Raw genomic sequence first — 15,821 nt, forward strand, 5'->3', positions numbered from 1 at the left:
GGAGTTGTTTTGTAGTGAATGTACTAATTGTATACGCTCATCCTAGTCCTTCCAGTTTTAATGCGGGGATATTAAAGCATGTGCAAAAAGGATTACAAGAAACTAATCATTCGGTTACGGTACTTGATTTATATAAGGAGCAATTTGATCCAGTCCTTGTATTTAATGAAGAGAAGAAAAGACGTGATTTAGTAAATGAAGAAGAAACAGCTCGGTACAGAACGTTAGTGGAAGAAGCAGATACTCTTCTCTTTATATATCCAGTATGGTGGTGGGGGATGCCTGCTATTTTAAAAGGATTTATTGATCGTATTTTTGTAGCTGGATTTGCTTATAAATATGAAGGGGCCCTGCCGAAAGGGTTATTGAAAGGTAAGAAGGCATGGGTAATTAATACATTAGACTCACCGTTATGGTATGTCGCGCTACTATATAGATCAGTGGATTGGATTATGATGAAGAGAGGTGTGTTACGTTTTTGCGGCATTCGCCATATAAAACGATCAGTTTTTCAATCTGTGAAAACGAGTAAAGTAGAGAAGCGGGAAAAGTGGTTATTACAAATAGAAGAAAAGGCTCGTACATTATGAGTGAAATCGAACGTATAATAAAGTGTTGCAATTATGATAATGAACTTTTTCGTACATATATTAATTGTTTAATCCAATTGAAGAAATGTAGTGAAACGTTTCTTCAAATTCAAATACAATTAAGAAATGATTATTTAACATATTATCCGAAAGAAGTCTCTTTCCTCAGGCATGTGAAAGACGATAGTCTAGCGGCAGGTGGGAGATGAATTTCGGTTTGGCGTAGCCAAACATTTGGTTTTCCTATTTATTTCACCTCTGATATAATCAGTCTTATAAGAGGGGGATTTTGGTATAACAATGAAAGTAGATAATAATCTTGTAGTGTTCAGGTTGTGTGATCACCATCATAGCTTATGGGAAATGAAGCAGAAAATGAGGTGAGTGGATATGGCAAAGTATAATAAGGCGTACAAATTTCGTCTGTATCCAACAGAAGAACAAGCACATCTCATACGTAAAACGTTCGGATGTGTACGCTTTGTGTATAACAAAATGCTGGCTGAACGAAAAGAAGTATATGAAAAGTATAAAGAGAACCAGGAAGAACTGAAGAAACAAAAATTCCCTACTCCTGCGAAATACAAAGTAGAGTATGAATGGCTGAAAGAAGTCGATTCTTTAGCATTGGCTAATGCGCAATTAAACTTGCAAGCTGCGTATAAGAATTTTTTTAGTGGTCAAAATGATTTTCCTACATTCAAAAGTAAAAAGAGTAGAAAATCTTATACAACGAATCGAGTAAACGGAAATATTATGTTATTTCATGGTTATATCAAATTACCGAAACTGAAAATAGTGAAACTGAAGCAACATAGGGCAATCCCGCTAAATCATATCATTAAATCGTGTACGATTTCGATGACACCTACTGGTAAATACTATGTGTCCATCTTGACTGAATATGAAAAAGAGATTGTACAAAAAGAAGTACAAAGTGTAGTTGGATTAGACTTCGCAATGGCTGAATTGTATGTGAGTAGCGAAGATGAGAAAGCCAATTATCCTCGCTTTTATCGTCAGATGTTAGACAGATTAGCAAAAGCGCAACGAGTATTATCAAGACGCATGAAAGGTTCAGAGCGCTGGAATAAACAACGCATTCGTGTAGCGAAATTGCATGAAAAGGTAACCAATCAACGTAAAAATTTCCTTCATCACAAGTCTAAAGAATTAGCTACGATTTTTGACGTTGTAGCAATCGAAGACCTACACATGAAAGGAATGTCACGAGCACTTAGATTTGGTAAAAGTGTAGCGGATAACGGTTGGCGGATGTTCACGACATTTTTAGCATATAAGCTACAAGAACAAGGAAAACAGCTTGTAAAAATAGATAAATGGTTTCCTTCTACAAAGATGTGTAGTCGTTGTGGAAATAAAAAAGAAATGCCATTATGTGAACGCACATATGCGTGTTCGTGTGGACTCACAATCAGTCGTGACTATAACGCAGCGATCAATATCAAAAAGGAAGCCATCCGCTTATTAGTGTTGGCATAAATAGTAACAAAAGAACCTTTGGAACAAGGGAGTTAGCTCGGCTGTCCTAGGGCAAATTCGTTAGCTATCAAAAGTAGCGATGAACCGAGAAGCCCCCACTCGGGGTAAGCTCGTAAGAGGTACTAAGTGGTGGGTAGTTCACTAAGAGGAATTTGTGAAAGTGAAGTGGATGAGGTAGTAAGAGGAAGTAAAGAGTATGATACATATTTTCTTCCTAAAGCATTACAGTGGAATTTCCTTAAAAACAATCCACATTTAATTGAAAAAGTATGTGAAGAATTTTTTGCATTTGAGGCGTTATATCTTACGGATATGGAGTGGGAGGACGTAATAAATTGCGTGGGAAATAAGTGATTTATTATGTAAAAAAGCTAGTATAAAACTAGCTTTTCGTTTAAATAAATAAGAAGCATAGACTAATGATAAATCCTGCATATAGTAAGTTAACAACGCAAAATCCCATAATATCACGAGCACCTAAACCAGCTATAGCTAATGCCGGTAATGCCCAGAATGGTTGAATCAAATTCGTCCAAGCATCGCCCCACGCAATGGCCATTGCTGTTTTTGCAGCAGGTACACCAAGTTCGGCACCAGCTGGAATCATAATTGGTGCTTGCACAGCCCATTGACCGCCACCAGATGGAACAAAAATATTAACGATGCCAGCACTTAAAAATGTAAAGAGTGGGAAAGTCGTTTCGTTTGAAATGCTAATAAAGAAATTCGAAATAGCTCCTCCAAGTGAAAGTCCGTCACTATTTGCTCCAATCATCATTCCCATAATTCCAGCATAAAACGGAAATTGAAGTAAAATGCCAGAAGCACTTTTCGTAGAGTCCGAAAAAGCGCGAATATATTGAATCGGAGTACGGTGGAAAATAAGTCCAGCAATTAATAACATAAAAATCACGATATCGAGAGTAAGGTTAAAGCCTTTCGTATAAAAGTAATTGAAAATATAAATGAGACCTAACAATCCAACACAAAGTGTAATAATGATGCTATTTTCCATTTTTTCAGCGAACGTATTGTTCCCTACTTCTTGAGCGGCAGCTTCTTCATGAAATACGCTAGGATCTACCGTTATCGTATGTTTTTCATCTGGATGCATCGCTTTATTAATGAGAGGCATCGTAACGAGAAAAATAATAACTGGAACGAGTGCGTATGGTGAAAATAATGTTTCTGTTATTGGAATCGCTTCTTTTATACTTCCCGCTGTCGTTTTAATTAACGTTTCGCCGCCAGTTGCTAACGTAAGAGGAATAGAAGCAGAAAGCCCCGCATGCCAAATGAGAAATCCAGAGTAAGAAGAAGCGATTGCTAGTCTATAATCTAATCCTTCAAGCTGCCTGGCCACTTCTTTTGCATATAAAACAGATACAACAATACCAAATCCCCAGTTTATGTATGCTCCTAGTAAACTTACGATTGAAATGGCAATAATACCTTGTCCATTCGTTTTCGGTAGTTTTGCAGCTTTCGTTAATCCTTTTTTAATAAGAGGAGCATTTGCTAAAGCAGATCCTGTCACGAGTACAAGTGCCATTTGCATAGAAAAGGCGAGAAGCCCCCAAATGCCATTACCCCAGTGATTAATCATTTCCACAGGTGTTTGGTGCGTTGCAAACATGCCGAAGAAGATAACAAAAACAGTTAATAAACATGATAAAATAAACGGTTCGGGCAAGAAACGTTGCACTAAGGCAACGCAACCATTTGTAAAAGAACGAAACAAAATAGATCAACCTCCTTATGTATATGTATTACAATTATTCGAGGTTGTTTTTGGGATTACCTTTAATATACTGAAAAATAAGATAATTATACAAGTAGAGAAAATAAGAGCAAGATTATTGCGAATGTACTACTATAGCATATAAATGTTTAGTATTTACACCAAAAAACACAAAGGGAATTCAAAATAACTACTGATTTGAAATAATATCAGTTGTAAAATAGTGGTGAATATTCTTAATTTTGGAAAAAAGGGGGGTGTTGTAATGAACAAAACGAAATTGTTTATTGGATCTTCTTTAATTGCTTCGTTAAGTACTTCAGTTTTTCCAAATTCTTTAGTTACAATCACAAGACAATACAAAGAGAATTTAGTGTGTACGAATGGGTGGTAATAGATCAGCGAGAAAATGTGGAATAATCATATTGGTTTTGTTTTTTATTTTGAGTGCTTGTTCTAGTGAAAATAATAATACTTTTAAACAAGCAGATATTGAAAAGGGAATAGTGTATGAATTACTTTCTAAAAATACAAATACGAACACTGAAATATCTTATAAAATAAAAATGACGAATAATACCGATTATGTTATTGCGCAAAATAATGTTATGTTTTCATTTCCTAAATCCCCAACAAAATCTGCTCAAACAACTAATCCATTTAAAGTGTTAGCTAAAGGTAATAAATTAAATGTTAAACCTGGGGATAGTGTTGTTTTGGAAGTATCATTTTCTCCTGATTTTTATTCTGAATTTAAGAATACAGAAGTGACTAAAGCGAATTTGTATATAACGGGTTATATCGATAAATTAGCTGATGAAAATCATTTTGATTTTATTAAAAGTATTAATTTAGATTGAAAAAGTGAGCTATTTAACATGTTAGTGTTAAATAGCTCACTTTTATTTAGAAGAATGCACTAAGTTAAGTTAGACAGGCAAAATGGGGGTATGTAGTTTACGTTTCTGGAATAATTGTAATAGCGATGGTCCGAATCGAAGCCTCAATTTCGTCGTTTTTACTTTGGCTATTGTAGTATTTAATCATTAATTCGTTAAGTTCATTTTGAAACTTTCCAAAGTGTTCTTCATCTAGCTTTAATTCTACTACAGAAAAAGTAGCCTTATCTTCTTGACTGTTTTGTTCCTCTAATTTCTTAAGGTAACTTTGATATTGTGTCATAAGTGATAACTGGTAGTAGGAAATGTAGTTTAACTTTTGATCATCAGATAAGCCTTTCCATTCACTTCCTTCAATTTTTGCATCTTCTTCATTGATTGCGTAATATTTTTCAGAAACAGATTTCACCTTTTTTTCTTTAATTACATGGACGATACCAGAATCAACCATAGTTTGTAGCTGTCTATATAGTGTTGCTTGTGGTACATTTTTAATGATTTTTACCATTTCTAATGGTGTTAGCCCATCTTCCTTATTTCTCATTAACACTTGGCAAATTTTCATTCTTACAGGATGCATTAAAATTTCAACTTTATTACTCATTATATCACCTTATGTATTGTTTTTTATTCTCATTATAAATAATGAGAATAATGATTGCAATCCATCCGTTTTTATTTTATCATTATCAATAATGATAATGATATTTGAAAGGAGTGATGACAATGAAAATACATTATGGATTGAATGATCTTAAAGACATTGATATTATGGCTTTTCTACCCATTATATTGCCAGTTATTGCAGTCGGGGCACTTTTAGTTTTCATTGCATTAATTGATTTATACCGAAATAGAAAAACAAGAAAAAATGTACTTGTATGGACGCTAATTATTATTTTTGTTAACGTATTGGGACCTATTCTGTACTTTGTTATAGGGAGAAAGGACAGTGAGAAATTATGAAATTAGAGATTAGAAATGTAACAAAATCATTTAAAGGGAAAATTGCTGTCAATACTTTCTCGATGGAACTGCAATCAGGGGAATGTGTAGGGTTAATCGGACCAAATGGAGCAGGGAAATCCACATTAATAAAAGTGATTTCGGATATTATTAATCCAGATGTTGGTGAAGTGTTATTGAATGGGATAAAAATATCAAAAATGAAAAGAGAAATTGGCTACTTACCGCAATACCCTAATTTTTTTCATTGGATGACGGCGCGAGAAACCCTTATGTTTATGGGGCAACTTTCAGGGGTGAAAAAAGAAGTGTTGTCAAAGTCTATACCAGAAATTTTGGAGAAAGTTGGATTAAGTGGAGAAGAAGGTTCAAAGGTGAGTACCTTTTCTGGAGGAATGAAACAAAGACTCGGTATTGCACAAGCATTACTGCATAAACCTTCGCTGATTGTCATGGATGAACCGGTATCCGCATTAGATCCAATCGGTAGAAGGGAAGTATTAAATCTCATTGAAGAAATAAAAAAAGATACGACTATTTTATTATCAACCCATATATTAAGTGATGCAGAAGAAATCTGTGAACGATTTGTCATGATTAAAGATGGAACAAAGATAGAAGATACAACAATTACTGAACTTTTACACCGGAATAGTGAAAATAAATTAATGATTGAAATAACAGCTAAAGATCAAAAGTGGATTGAAGTTGTAAAAAAATTACCGTATGTGAAGGACGTTGAAGTGGTTGGGCTTAAAATCAAAGTGAAGGTTGAAAGTATTGAAATAAATAAAAATATGTTATTGCAAAATGCACTCGAACATAAAGTGGACATCGTTAAATTTGAAATGAGCAACGATACTTTAGAAGAAATTTTCTTGAAATTGGTGGTGCAAAAATGAATAACTCAATTGTATTGATAAAAAAAGAATGTGTTCAAATGTTACGTGATTTTAAGATTATTTGGCTACCAATTGTTTTTATATTTTTAGGCGCAACACAACCGATAGTAACTCATTATTTGCCATCAATTTTAGAAGCGTTAGGTGGAGGACAGGGAATTACTATTGATCCGAATATGGCAGCGCAACAAGGGGGTGAAGTATTAGCGAGTACTTTGGGATCTCAGTTTGATCAGCTTGGACTTATGATTCTAGTGATTTCTATGATGGGTACTATTCAAACAGATAAAGCAAATGGTATGTTGGCTTTTATTTTAACAAGACCCGTTACTGTTACTTCATATGTAGGTGGGAAAATAGTGTCGAACTATTTAATGGTAGCGTTTAGTGTAACAATTGGATACGTTACTTCTTATCTATATGTAAATTATCTTTTTACTGCTGTTCCATTTGCACAACTAATTACTGGATTACTATTTTATCTAATTTGGGTTCTTTTTATCGTATCTTTCACAACAATGATAAGTGCTATTTTTCACAGTCAAGGTATGATTGCGTTAATTTCAATTGTTTTCCTTTTAGCCTGTAGAGTAATCGTCGGTTTGAATCCAATAATGGATCAGCTTAATCCAGCCAGTATGAGTAAGTATGCAATGGAAACGTTAGTTACGGGGGGAGTAAATTCAAACGCAATAATTACTGGATTACTAACTATAGTTTGGATTTTATTTACACTCTTCGTAACGTATTATTGGATTGCTAGTAAAAAGTTTAATGATGAATAACCGTGATGAGGGTAATGGTTTTAAGTAAAACACCCCAACAAGAAAAAGCTTCCACTACTGTGGAAGCTTTTCGAATTGAAAGTGTTGGAAGTACTACGAGAACAGTGATGCCTTATGAATAAGGGGCAATAAAAAAATTCTGGATGCAAGAGGATTTTTTTATTGGGAATAGTAAGGATGAGGGGAGGTGCATTACATATGGGAAAAGGTAGAAGTAATAATGCTGGTAAAAAGCAACCAAATTTCGATGATTCATCTAATTTCGCTAAACAAAGTCAACCGACAGAAAAGAAGAAGAAATAAAAAAAGGAGCTCTCTTTATCAAGAGAGCTCCTTTTTTAGATATATTGATGTTTCAACACAACAGATCGTGTGTTCAATCAAATAGTCATAAATGTAAGGTTTAAACTCCTGCTTCCACTACTGTGGAAGCTTCTCTAAATGATGTGCAATATCAATATACATATTTGAGTAAATTGAATGGATTTCATTACTTGGCGTAGCGTTAGAAGAGAAGTGGACAATGACCATATTTGCTTTCGGATCGATGTAAAGTGTTTGTCCATAACTGCCTAACACTTCGAAAGCACCTTGTTCATTGTGCGGAATCCACCATTGATTATGATAAGAAATGGAAGCTCCAGGGCCAACTGCAAGTTCACCTTCTTGGACATTTTTTATATCTTCAGTAATAGTAGAAGGGAGAATTTGTTTTCCGTTATATTCCCCGTTGTTTAATAGTAATTGCCCGAATCTAGCCATATCTCTAGCAGTTGCATTTAAACCAGCGCTAGCTTGTTCAACTTTTGTTTCATCGGTGACATAATAAGCATTTTCTTCCATACCAATTTGAGACCATATGCGCTCGCTAACATTTTCAGCTAATGATTTACCAGTGATCTTTCGAATCACCCAAGCGAGTGTTTCAGCTGATCCGTTATCGTAAGAAAAATCGGAACCAGGCGGTGCAGTTTCTTCTGCTTCTCGTAACATATCATAAATTTTCATCGGACCGTCGTAGTTTTTACCTCTAGGTAAAATATTGCTCGCTAAATATAGTTGTGCATCTTGATTTTCTAACGCTGGATGTTCGTATCCGTGAGTAGGGTATTCTACAGAAACTTGCATATCCAATAATTGCTGAAGCGAGGCATTACCGAACGGTGTATTTTTTAATTCTTTTATATATGCGTCAGCTGTTTTTTCTAAGTCAATACGATTTTCTTCAGCGAGAGATTGTATAATTGCACCGGTAAAAACCTTTGCTAATGATGCCATGCCATGAGGTTCACTCTCGTTATATCCATTGAAATATCGTTCATAAACAAGTTGTCCATTATGTACAACGACAAAAGCATCCGTTTTATTATCGTCTAAAAGTTTTTTTAGAGGAGTTGTATGTCCAAATCTACGCTCCACAGCAAAATCGTCTAAGTTTTGTGATGCGGTAGAGAAGTGGGAAACGTGATCCGGGTTATTATTTACCTCGTTAATTAAAGTGAATTCTTTCATATGTGTGTACGACCAACGTAAGTAAGGATCATCTAACCAATTTTTCTTCGTCACGTTATTTTTCGACGGGATTGTTTTATTATGTTTGAAGTATGTAAAACCGAGCCCTGTAATTACAAATATGAATGTGATTATGAGTAAGAGTAGGGGAGATTTTTTAAGTTTCATATCGGTCCCTCCTTTTTTATTTCTATTATAAGTATACGCTTCTATTAAAAGAAATACAAAATAAGGAAAGTAAACGGGGAAGTTTACTTTCCTTATTCATGTTAAGCGGAAACTTTTCCATCTGTATGCTGTTTCTTGAATTTTTGTTTTCGTCCGTGTAATCCATAATATAGAAGTAAAGTGAAGGCAACGATAATAGCTGCGATAAAATACATGTTATGGTAACTGGATTTCGCTGCGACGATACCTAAAATGAAAGAACCAAAGCCAATACCACTATCAAAGAATGAGAAGTAAGTAGCTGTCGCAGAACCACGTCGGTGGTTTGGAGCGGCAGAAATTGCAATCGTTTGGAAGCTAGGAATTAATGTACCGTAGCCTAAACCGATTAGCATACCTGCGCCAAGGAACCAAAATGAAGTTTGTGCTTGACTTAAAATGAACATCCCAATTGTGAAAATAATGATAGCTGGGTAAACAAGTACATTTTCACCGAAGCGATCAAAAATCTTACCTGTAAATGGACGAGAAATTACAACAACAAGTGCGTATAAAATAAAGAAGTAACTTGCAATGTCAGCTAAACCGAGCTCTTTTGCATAAATAGGAATAAAGGATAAAATGCCACTATAAGAAAAGGCTAAAACAAATCCTGTAAGAGCGATCGGAATAGAAGATGGTTCAAGTAAGTCTTTCCATTTCATTTTTTCTTGTCTTTGTTTCTTTATTGGTGCTTCATGCGGAATATTTACAAGTAGTCCTAATAAAAATGCAAGTAATGAAAATACGGAACAAACGATAAATAATACAGTAAATGAAAAATGAGAAATAATTGTTAAACCTAAAAAAGGACCAATTACCATCGGCAGACTCATGAATACGCCGAAATAGGCAAGTGCTTCGCCGCGTCTATGAGCTGGCGCAACATCTGTGACAATCGTACCTGTTGCTGTCGTTGCCATACCGAACCCAATACCATGTAAGAAGCGAAGGGAAAGTAATAAAAATAAACTTTGCGCACCGAAATACATAACAGTAGCGGCTAAAAATAATGAAAGTGAAATAAATAATATTTTCTTTCTTCCTAAATCATCGAGCCATTTTCCTGTAAATGGTCGACATAAAACAGATGAAATAAGAAATACAGTTGCAACTAAACCGATTTCCTCAGGTTTTCCTTTTAGGTTGTCTATAACGTAGACAGGCAAAGTAGTCATAAGCATATAAAATGTTAAGAAGAGAAATAGACTACTAAAACAAGTTCCGAGGAAATCCTTCGTCCAAAGTTTCTCACTTTGCATCGTCATCCCTCCAATTTAATCTAAATTTTTAATAATTTGTTGTAACACTTGAAATGCTTGATGTAACTCATCTTCGTTAATATCTTCTAGCGTCTTTTCTTCAAAAGTATCAACTTCTTCTTGCCATACCGGAATCATTTTTATCGCTGTTTCTGATAAAGAAATAAGCTTTTCACGGCGATCTTTTCCTTCTGTACGAATAATCCATCCCATTGTTTCCATACGTGTTAACGTACGAGTCATCGTTGGTGATTCAACATTTAAATACTGACATAATTCTGTTTGCGTACAAGAACCAGTTTGATTGATGCGGAAAATAACAGCCCATTGCGCACTAAATAACCCAGTTGGAGATACGCGTTCATTAAATTTCTTTGTGAATTTTCGAGAAGTCTGGCTGACAATGTGAAAAAAATGTTGTTTTTCGTCCATGTATTTTGATCCTTTCAAATTAGTTACCTAGCTAACTATATACTTTTTCATTATAATTGTCTAGTAATAGACATGTTGATTTATGTAAAAAATTCGTATAGGTTTTATGTTGCGAACATATATTCTGCATGCTATTCTTTAAGTAAGTAAAGAATTTTCTTTCTATTAAATAGAATGGGGGAACTTGTGATGATTAAGCCTGCAACAATGGAGTTTGTTTCACTATCGAATGGAGAAACGATTGCGTATCAGGAAGTTGGAAGGCAAAATGCAGAAATTCTTGTACTCATTCACGGAAACATGACATCGTCACAACATTGGGATTTAGTAATTGAAAAGCTGCAAGATCAATACCATATTTACGCTCTTGATTTAAGAGGATTTGGCCAATCAACGTATAATCAATCGATAGATTCATTACAAGACTTTGCAAGAGATGTAAAACTATTTATTGATCAATTAAAACTAGAAAAATTTTCATTAATGGGCTGGTCAATGGGCGGTGGTGTTGCGATGCAATTTACAGCGAATCATCCAACGTTTGTCGAAAAGTTAATTTTAGTAGAATCAGTGGGCATGAAGGGATATCCAATTTTTAAAAAAGATATTAACGGGCAGCCGATCGTATCAAGTTTAGTAAAGACGAAAGAAGAGGTCGCACAAGATCCCGTACAAATTGCTCCAGTACTAGACGCGATAAAAAATATGAATAAATTATATTACCGTACAATATGGAATTTATTAATATATACACATAATCAACCTGAACCGGATCGTTACGAAAAGTATTTAGATGATATGTTAACACAGCGTAATTTCGTAGATGTAAATTATGCGCTCATTACATTTAACATTTCGGATGAACATAACGGGGTTGTAGAGGGAAATAAGCAAATTCATCATATTAAAGCGCCGACACTTGTCATACAAGGTGACAGAGATTACGTCGTACCGCAAGTAGTCGGTGAGGAATTAGCAAAACATTTGCCGAATGCAGAGTTGAAAGTGTTAGAGGATTGCGGTCATTCGCCGTTTATTGATTGTTTAGATGTATTTATAAAACATGTGGAGGATTGGTTAGAAGAGAAATAATCCCCGAAATGAGAAATGTTGCATATACTATAACATTTGTATGTAAAAGGGGAGAGTATTAATGCATAAACCATTTTTAATCGCTTATTCGCCATATAATCATCATATATATACAAAAATAATGATAGCTCCGATGTATATGCAAGTTTCACCATCTGTAGTTCCATTACAAATGCAATACCCGCATCCACCAATTGCTAGTACACAGCAATACGTGTATGAAACTGCTTTTTATAAACATCCATATTTCAAGCAATTCCATAACAATGTGAAAGCGCAAGTATGGGAAGGATAAGAAGCTAAAAGGTTCATTCTTTTAGCTTCTTTTTTATTCATAATATTCGTACACGCATTTGAAGAAACAGTTTATAATGAAAAGTGGAAAGCGTGAGAAGGAGAGGGAAAGGGAATGTCAATGCGTTTTACATTTTGGATTATGGTTGGGATTGTAGCAATCTCAGGTTTATCACAAGGGATGCTTTTACCGGCCATTGCAATGATTTTTGAACAAGAAGGGGTAAGTTCAAGTATTAACGGTATTCATGCGACTGCATTATACATTGGGATATTAGTTATTTCACCGTTTCTTGAAAAACCGATGCAAAAGTTTGGAATGAAGCCAATTATCGTTATTGGTGGGTTTCTCGTTATTATTTCATTATTCTTCTTTACACAAACTTTTTCATTTTGGGTATGGTTTATTCTTAGATTTCTAGTCGGAGTTGGAGATCATATGCTTCATGTCGGAACGCAAACGTGGATTACGACAACGTCCGATCCAAGCAAAATAGGTAGACAAGTATCGATATACGGTGTATTCTTCGGAATTGGTTTTGCCGTTGGTCCGTATTTAGCAAGCACTGTTCAATATGGTCTTGCGACGCCGTTTATGATATCTACGATACTTTGTTTAATAGGATGGCTCCTATTACTTCCAACGAAAAATGCATTCCCAGCGCAAGATGAAAGAGAAGTGAAGAGCGAATCATCATTTTCTCGTTATAAACAAGTTGTTGGATTAGGATGGATTGCGCTACTGGGACCACTTGCATATGGCGTACTGGAAGCAATGTTAAACAGTAACTTACCAGTATACGCGCTTCGTAAAGGATGGTCTGTTTCAGAAGTATCCTTCTTATTACCAGCATTTGCAGTTGGGGGCATTATTACACAAATTCCGCTCGGTATATTGAGTGATAAATACGGAAGGGACCGTATTTTAACGTGGACGTTCAGCATAAGTACGGGCATTTTCTTGCTGGCAGCCGTATTTGATCAATATTACTGGATCATCTTTGCCTGCATGTTGTTAGCGGGTATGGTCATTGGATCGTGCTTCTCTTTAGGGCTTGGATTTATGACAGATTTATTACCGAGACACTTATTGCCAGCAGGTAATATATTATCTGGAATCGCCTTTAGTTTAGGAAGTATACTGGGACCTGTATTAGGAGGCGTATTTATAGAAAAAATACAGTATACAAGCTTTTTTATTGCGGTTATGATTATAATGGGAATTCTCGCAATGGTATATATGGTCTACATGAAGAATCAATTCGCATCAAGAAAAATAGAAAGTAGGTTAGGGCATGACAAAACAACCTAATAAAAAGAAATTTGAAGTACTCGAAAACGAAACAATTACAGACTGCTTAGCACGTATGGAACAAGAAGGCTATGCACCATCTCGTCGTATGGAAGAACCAATCTTTCATGAAGTGAAGAAAAACGGCAAAACAGAAGTTGAACCGTGCGGTAGAAAAATTGTTTTTGAAGGGAAATTGAAGTAATCCGAATAGCAAATTCTCTTTATAGTATAGAGCCACCCAATTCATTTGAGTTGGGTGGCTTTTTTTAACTGACTAATGAAAGACTAGGCTAAACGATCTTCATTTGTAAAGGTAGTATAGATAGGAATTAACTACATAAAATTGAAGAAAAATGCGAAAGCTTTTTATAAAATATGGAAATGTTAAAACCCCTTTGATAAAATAGCAATATGCAAAAATAATTATTTATAAATTCTCAATGTAATGAATATTCATGTTTAAATATACGAATTTAACTACGTAGTTATTGTGCTAAAGGGGGAGAAAGATGTTAGATGAATTGTACAATGCTTTTTTAAATGCATCGGGTTTTACAGAAAGCGCGAGGAAACGAGATCGATATGATGATTTACATGATTATTTAAAAGATCAAGAAAGAGAGTTAAAACAATTCATTCAAGAGGCTGAATCAGCGAAAAGAGATTATGAGAGTAAAAGTAATGGCTTAGAAGCTAATAAAATTCCGGCAGTTGAATTTGAACAAAAACGTCATGAAAAGGATGAAGACTTACATACAGTATTATCCTATTTTAAAAGTGCATTAAGCGATGTTGGATCTGCAAAAAGTACAGCTTATGCAAAGTATTTGGAATATAAAGCGAAAGCAGAAGCGGAGAAAGCGTCAGCATACGCTGCAGCGAACAAGGCTTTTGAAGAAAAGAAAAAGGAATTTGAAAACTTTATCCATTAAGCATAAGAAGAATGGAGGGAATCCACATGAGTGGTAAAGAGGTTGAAATTATAGGAAGTAACACAGCAAGTGCCATTTCTTACGCGCAAAATATTGAAAATGGTATGAAGGATTCTTTAAATCAAGCGAAAAACTTAAAAGCGTACGTTACATGTGCGAACTGGAATGGAAAAACGAGAGATGCCTTTTTAAGTTATCTAGATTTAATCATTCAATATAACTCAGAAATGGTAGAGGCATTTGAAGGACATACGAAAGCTTTGAAAGAGTTAGAGAAAAGTATTCAAACGTATGGCGATATATCGGAAGTAAGGGCGATAAAAAAATTGTGATGGAGAAATGAGGGATAAAAGAATGAGAAAAGAAATGGTTTTTGCACCTGCTGAATTATATGTTCTCGCGGGTGCAGCTGGGGTTACGGATATATTTGGATTGCCAAACCGTGACGTAATTATTTTACTTGATGAAGAATGTGTCACGAAAGCAACTACGAGTTTAAAAGAAAAAGGCTTACTTACAAGTGAAAATGGAATTACCCCTGCAGCTTTTCAAATAATTGAGCTATTAAAGGAATATGAAAATTGTCATGAATACACGAGAATGAATAATGTATTAATTGGCTTTTTGAAAGAGGATAAAGACCGAGTGGCTGTATTAACAGAAATAGAACCAAATAAAAAATACGAGATCGACTACATACCAAAGCCAGACGTATATTTTTCCTTATTAACACGCATCCCTTTCTTATTGAGAGAACCGAGGGACATAGAAGATACATTTTTCTCAAAGAGAATGACAGAAACAGAACAACAAACATTTGAGGAAAAAGATTTATCAAATAAAGATGTTATAGCGATAGAAACGTATAAGAGGCCTCGTAGTAATAGAGGAGGAAAATGGGAATGTTTCTTATATTTCACTGAAGGAGAAGATTACGTTCAAATAGATGTAGAACGTAATCGATATGACTGGGTGAGCCTCTATGCGGTGAATAAGAAATTGTATGACGTGTTAAAAATGCCGTATAAAAAATTAATTGACCCGAGACAATTTTCGTTAGGAGGTATTGAATAATGCAAGTATCAATGGGAGACGGTGGTTCTGGTGGTGGAGAAGAAGTATTAGTTAATTTTCAAGAACTACTTGATATAGTAATGAAATTAGAAGATATATATAAAATCCATGTAGACGTCATTGGAACGAATATTGAGAGTTTATTAAGCAGTGATTTTTATCAAAAAGGTGAAGCGATGAGAGTAATTGAAAAATATCCTGATATATTACACAAAACACTTGAATTTGCTGAACACTATTCTAGGTCGGCGAGACTTGTAAGGGTCGCATGTGTAGAAATGCTTGAAAAGGACGAACAATTACGTGAAATATTAAGTAAGTTGTAGAAATCACCAT

Annotated in this window: 21 protein-coding genes and 1 pseudogene; 17 read left to right on the plus strand and 5 right to left on the minus strand. The window is 34.9% G+C overall.

Annotation, left to right across the window (positions count from 1 at the left end):
- Window positions 1–14 precede the first annotated feature (14 nt).
- From ACLBWW_RS17905 to ACLBWW_RS17920, 4 genes and pseudogenes are all read left to right on the plus strand, one after another.
- Window positions 15–590, plus strand: coding sequence for an NAD(P)H-dependent oxidoreductase (locus ACLBWW_RS17905; RefSeq protein ID WP_098681409.1), 576 nt, complete (start codon window positions 15–17; stop codon window positions 588–590).
- A pseudogene (locus tag ACLBWW_RS17910) lies at window positions 587–727 on the plus strand (group-specific protein); the annotation flags it as partial. The gene ACLBWW_RS17905 and the pseudogene ACLBWW_RS17910, both read left to right, overlap by 4 nt.
- A gap of 253 nt (window positions 728–980) precedes the next feature.
- Complete coding sequence (locus ACLBWW_RS17915) at window positions 981–2,093, plus strand: RNA-guided endonuclease TnpB family protein (RefSeq protein ID WP_098047982.1); 1,113 nt, start codon at window positions 981–983, stop codon at window positions 2,091–2,093.
- Between the two features lie 126 nt (window positions 2,094–2,219).
- On the plus strand, window positions 2,220–2,447 hold the full coding sequence (locus ACLBWW_RS17920; RefSeq protein ID WP_088110341.1) for an oxidoreductase: 228 nt from the start codon (window positions 2,220–2,222) through the stop codon (window positions 2,445–2,447).
- A 40-nt stretch (window positions 2,448–2,487) separates the two neighbouring features.
- Here ACLBWW_RS17920 and ACLBWW_RS17925 read toward each other — a convergent pair whose 3' ends face one another.
- Window positions 2,488–3,834 (minus strand): short-chain fatty acid transporter, encoded by a 1,347-nt coding sequence (locus ACLBWW_RS17925; protein ID WP_048544611.1) that lies wholly within the window; start codon window positions 3,832–3,834, stop codon window positions 2,488–2,490.
- Window positions 3,835–4,099: 265 nt separating this feature from the next.
- Between ACLBWW_RS17925 and ACLBWW_RS17930 the strand changes: the two genes are divergently transcribed.
- A complete protein-coding gene (locus ACLBWW_RS17930; protein ID WP_255256184.1) occupies window positions 4,100–4,228 on the plus strand; it encodes a hypothetical protein in 129 nt (42 codons plus the stop codon).
- Window positions 4,218–4,694 (plus strand): hypothetical protein, encoded by a 477-nt coding sequence (locus ACLBWW_RS17935; protein ID WP_098069026.1) that lies wholly within the window; start codon window positions 4,218–4,220, stop codon window positions 4,692–4,694. Before ACLBWW_RS17930 ends, ACLBWW_RS17935 begins: the two co-directional genes overlap by 11 nt.
- A 97-nt stretch (window positions 4,695–4,791) precedes the next feature.
- Here ACLBWW_RS17935 and ACLBWW_RS17940 read toward each other — a convergent pair whose 3' ends face one another.
- Window positions 4,792–5,337, minus strand: coding sequence for a transcriptional regulator (locus ACLBWW_RS17940; protein WP_098047981.1), 546 nt, complete (start codon window positions 5,335–5,337; stop codon window positions 4,792–4,794).
- Between the two features lie 122 nt (window positions 5,338–5,459).
- Between ACLBWW_RS17940 and ACLBWW_RS17945 the strand changes: the two genes are divergently transcribed.
- The 3 genes from ACLBWW_RS17945 to ACLBWW_RS17955 are packed head-to-tail and all read left to right on the plus strand — an operon-like array spanning window position 5,460 to window position 7,386.
- On the plus strand, window positions 5,460–5,699 hold the full coding sequence (locus tag ACLBWW_RS17945) for a PLD nuclease N-terminal domain-containing protein (protein WP_000690908.1): 240 nt from the start codon (window positions 5,460–5,462) through the stop codon (window positions 5,697–5,699).
- The gene (locus ACLBWW_RS17950) at window positions 5,696–6,601 is read left to right on the plus strand and encodes an ABC transporter ATP-binding protein (RefSeq protein ID WP_098047980.1); all 906 of its coding nucleotides are present in this window, start codon (window positions 5,696–5,698) and stop codon (window positions 6,599–6,601) included. Before ACLBWW_RS17945 ends, ACLBWW_RS17950 begins: the two co-directional genes overlap by 4 nt.
- Window positions 6,598–7,386 carry an ABC transporter permease subunit gene (locus tag ACLBWW_RS17955; RefSeq protein WP_048544619.1) on the plus strand — a complete coding sequence of 263 codons (789 nt, stop codon included), beginning with the start codon at window positions 6,598–6,600 and terminating at the stop codon, window positions 7,384–7,386. Before ACLBWW_RS17950 ends, ACLBWW_RS17955 begins: the two co-directional genes overlap by 4 nt.
- Window positions 7,387–7,806: 420 nt before the next feature.
- Here the strand turns inward: ACLBWW_RS17955 and ACLBWW_RS17960 are convergent, their stop codons facing one another.
- The 3 genes from ACLBWW_RS17960 to ACLBWW_RS17970 all read right to left on the minus strand — a co-directional run bounded on the left by ACLBWW_RS17960 (window position 7,807) and on the right by ACLBWW_RS17970 (window position 10,799).
- Window positions 7,807–9,066 carry a serine hydrolase domain-containing protein gene (locus ACLBWW_RS17960; protein ID WP_447614149.1) on the minus strand — a complete coding sequence of 420 codons (1,260 nt, stop codon included), beginning with the start codon at window positions 9,064–9,066 and terminating at the stop codon, window positions 7,807–7,809.
- A 101-nt stretch (window positions 9,067–9,167) separates the two neighbouring features.
- Window positions 9,168–10,367 (minus strand): MFS transporter, encoded by a 1,200-nt coding sequence (locus ACLBWW_RS17965; protein WP_046957969.1) that lies wholly within the window; start codon window positions 10,365–10,367, stop codon window positions 9,168–9,170.
- A gap of 15 nt (window positions 10,368–10,382) precedes the next feature.
- Window positions 10,383–10,799: a MarR family winged helix-turn-helix transcriptional regulator gene (locus tag ACLBWW_RS17970; RefSeq protein WP_000343678.1), complete on the minus strand. Its 417-nt coding sequence runs from the start codon at window positions 10,797–10,799 to the stop codon at window positions 10,383–10,385.
- A 174-nt stretch (window positions 10,800–10,973) separates the two neighbouring features.
- On the opposite strand from ACLBWW_RS17970, the gene phaZ reads away from it, so the two are divergent.
- The 8 genes from phaZ (at window position 10,974) to ACLBWW_RS18010 (ending at window position 15,811) form a co-directional block, all read left to right on the plus strand.
- Window positions 10,974–11,891: an intracellular short-chain-length polyhydroxyalkanoate depolymerase gene (phaZ, locus tag ACLBWW_RS17975; protein WP_116442965.1), complete on the plus strand. Its 918-nt coding sequence runs from the start codon at window positions 10,974–10,976 to the stop codon at window positions 11,889–11,891.
- Between the two features lie 61 nt (window positions 11,892–11,952).
- Entirely contained in the window at window positions 11,953–12,186 is a 234-nt protein-coding gene (locus tag ACLBWW_RS17980) for a hypothetical protein (RefSeq protein WP_048544627.1), read from the plus strand.
- Between the two features lie 114 nt (window positions 12,187–12,300).
- Complete coding sequence (locus tag ACLBWW_RS17985) at window positions 12,301–13,497, plus strand: MFS transporter (RefSeq protein WP_098069029.1); 1,197 nt, start codon at window positions 12,301–12,303, stop codon at window positions 13,495–13,497.
- Complete coding sequence (locus ACLBWW_RS17990) at window positions 13,481–13,681, plus strand: NETI motif-containing protein (RefSeq protein WP_000166305.1); 201 nt, start codon at window positions 13,481–13,483, stop codon at window positions 13,679–13,681. Before ACLBWW_RS17985 ends, ACLBWW_RS17990 begins: the two co-directional genes overlap by 17 nt.
- 307 nt (window positions 13,682–13,988) lie before the next feature.
- Window positions 13,989–14,411, plus strand: coding sequence for a hypothetical protein (locus ACLBWW_RS17995; protein WP_098078218.1), 423 nt, complete (start codon window positions 13,989–13,991; stop codon window positions 14,409–14,411).
- Between the two features lie 26 nt (window positions 14,412–14,437).
- On the plus strand, window positions 14,438–14,743 hold the full coding sequence (locus ACLBWW_RS18000; protein WP_098078221.1) for a WXG100 family type VII secretion target: 306 nt from the start codon (window positions 14,438–14,440) through the stop codon (window positions 14,741–14,743).
- Between the two features lie 22 nt (window positions 14,744–14,765).
- Window positions 14,766–15,485 (plus strand): DUF5081 family protein, encoded by a 720-nt coding sequence (locus ACLBWW_RS18005; RefSeq protein ID WP_098078223.1) that lies wholly within the window; start codon window positions 14,766–14,768, stop codon window positions 15,483–15,485.
- Window positions 15,485–15,811 carry a hypothetical protein gene (locus ACLBWW_RS18010; protein ID WP_001198193.1) on the plus strand — a complete coding sequence of 109 codons (327 nt, stop codon included), beginning with the start codon at window positions 15,485–15,487 and terminating at the stop codon, window positions 15,809–15,811. The genes ACLBWW_RS18005 and ACLBWW_RS18010 overlap by 1 nt, the downstream gene beginning before the upstream one ends.
- The last annotated feature ends 10 nt before the right edge of the window (window positions 15,812–15,821 follow it).

The organism is Bacillus sp. M5A3_1b (assembly GCF_053345335.1).

Bases quoted from the DNA above. Each gene is read 5' to 3' on its own strand.
- ACLBWW_RS17940 (WP_098047981.1), bottom strand. From the start codon at position 5,337: ATGAGTAATAAAGTTGAAATTTTAATGCATCCTGTAAGAATGAAAATT.
- ACLBWW_RS17990 (WP_000166305.1), top strand. From the start codon at position 13,481: ATGACAAAACAACCTAATAAAAAGAAATTTGAAGTACTCGAAAACGAA.
- ACLBWW_RS17980 (WP_048544627.1), top strand. From the start codon at position 11,953: ATGCATAAACCATTTTTAATCGCTTATTCGCCATATAATCATCATATA.
- ACLBWW_RS17915 (WP_098047982.1), top strand. From the start codon at position 981: ATGGCAAAGTATAATAAGGCGTACAAATTTCGTCTGTATCCAACAGAA.
- ACLBWW_RS18010 (WP_001198193.1), top strand. From the start codon at position 15,485: ATGCAAGTATCAATGGGAGACGGTGGTTCTGGTGGTGGAGAAGAAGTA.
- ACLBWW_RS17945 (WP_000690908.1), top strand. From the start codon at position 5,460: ATGAAAATACATTATGGATTGAATGATCTTAAAGACATTGATATTATG.
- ACLBWW_RS17965 (WP_046957969.1), bottom strand. From the start codon at position 10,367: ATGCAAAGTGAGAAACTTTGGACGAAGGATTTCCTCGGAACTTGTTTT.
- ACLBWW_RS17960 (WP_447614149.1), bottom strand. From the start codon at position 9,066: ATGAAACTTAAAAAATCTCCCCTACTCTTACTCATAATCACATTCATA.
- ACLBWW_RS17955 (WP_048544619.1), top strand. From the start codon at position 6,598: ATGAATAACTCAATTGTATTGATAAAAAAAGAATGTGTTCAAATGTTA.
- phaZ (WP_116442965.1), top strand. From the start codon at position 10,974: ATGGGGGAACTTGTGATGATTAAGCCTGCAACAATGGAGTTTGTTTCA.
- ACLBWW_RS17950 (WP_098047980.1), top strand. From the start codon at position 5,696: ATGAAATTAGAGATTAGAAATGTAACAAAATCATTTAAAGGGAAAATT.
- ACLBWW_RS17995 (WP_098078218.1), top strand. From the start codon at position 13,989: ATGTTAGATGAATTGTACAATGCTTTTTTAAATGCATCGGGTTTTACA.
- ACLBWW_RS18005 (WP_098078223.1), top strand. From the start codon at position 14,766: ATGAGAAAAGAAATGGTTTTTGCACCTGCTGAATTATATGTTCTCGCG.
- ACLBWW_RS18000 (WP_098078221.1), top strand. From the start codon at position 14,438: ATGAGTGGTAAAGAGGTTGAAATTATAGGAAGTAACACAGCAAGTGCC.
- ACLBWW_RS17985 (WP_098069029.1), top strand. From the start codon at position 12,301: ATGTCAATGCGTTTTACATTTTGGATTATGGTTGGGATTGTAGCAATC.
- ACLBWW_RS17970 (WP_000343678.1), bottom strand. From the start codon at position 10,799: ATGGACGAAAAACAACATTTTTTTCACATTGTCAGCCAGACTTCTCGA.
- ACLBWW_RS17930 (WP_255256184.1), top strand. From the start codon at position 4,100: ATGAACAAAACGAAATTGTTTATTGGATCTTCTTTAATTGCTTCGTTA.
- ACLBWW_RS17935 (WP_098069026.1), top strand. From the start codon at position 4,218: ATGGGTGGTAATAGATCAGCGAGAAAATGTGGAATAATCATATTGGTT.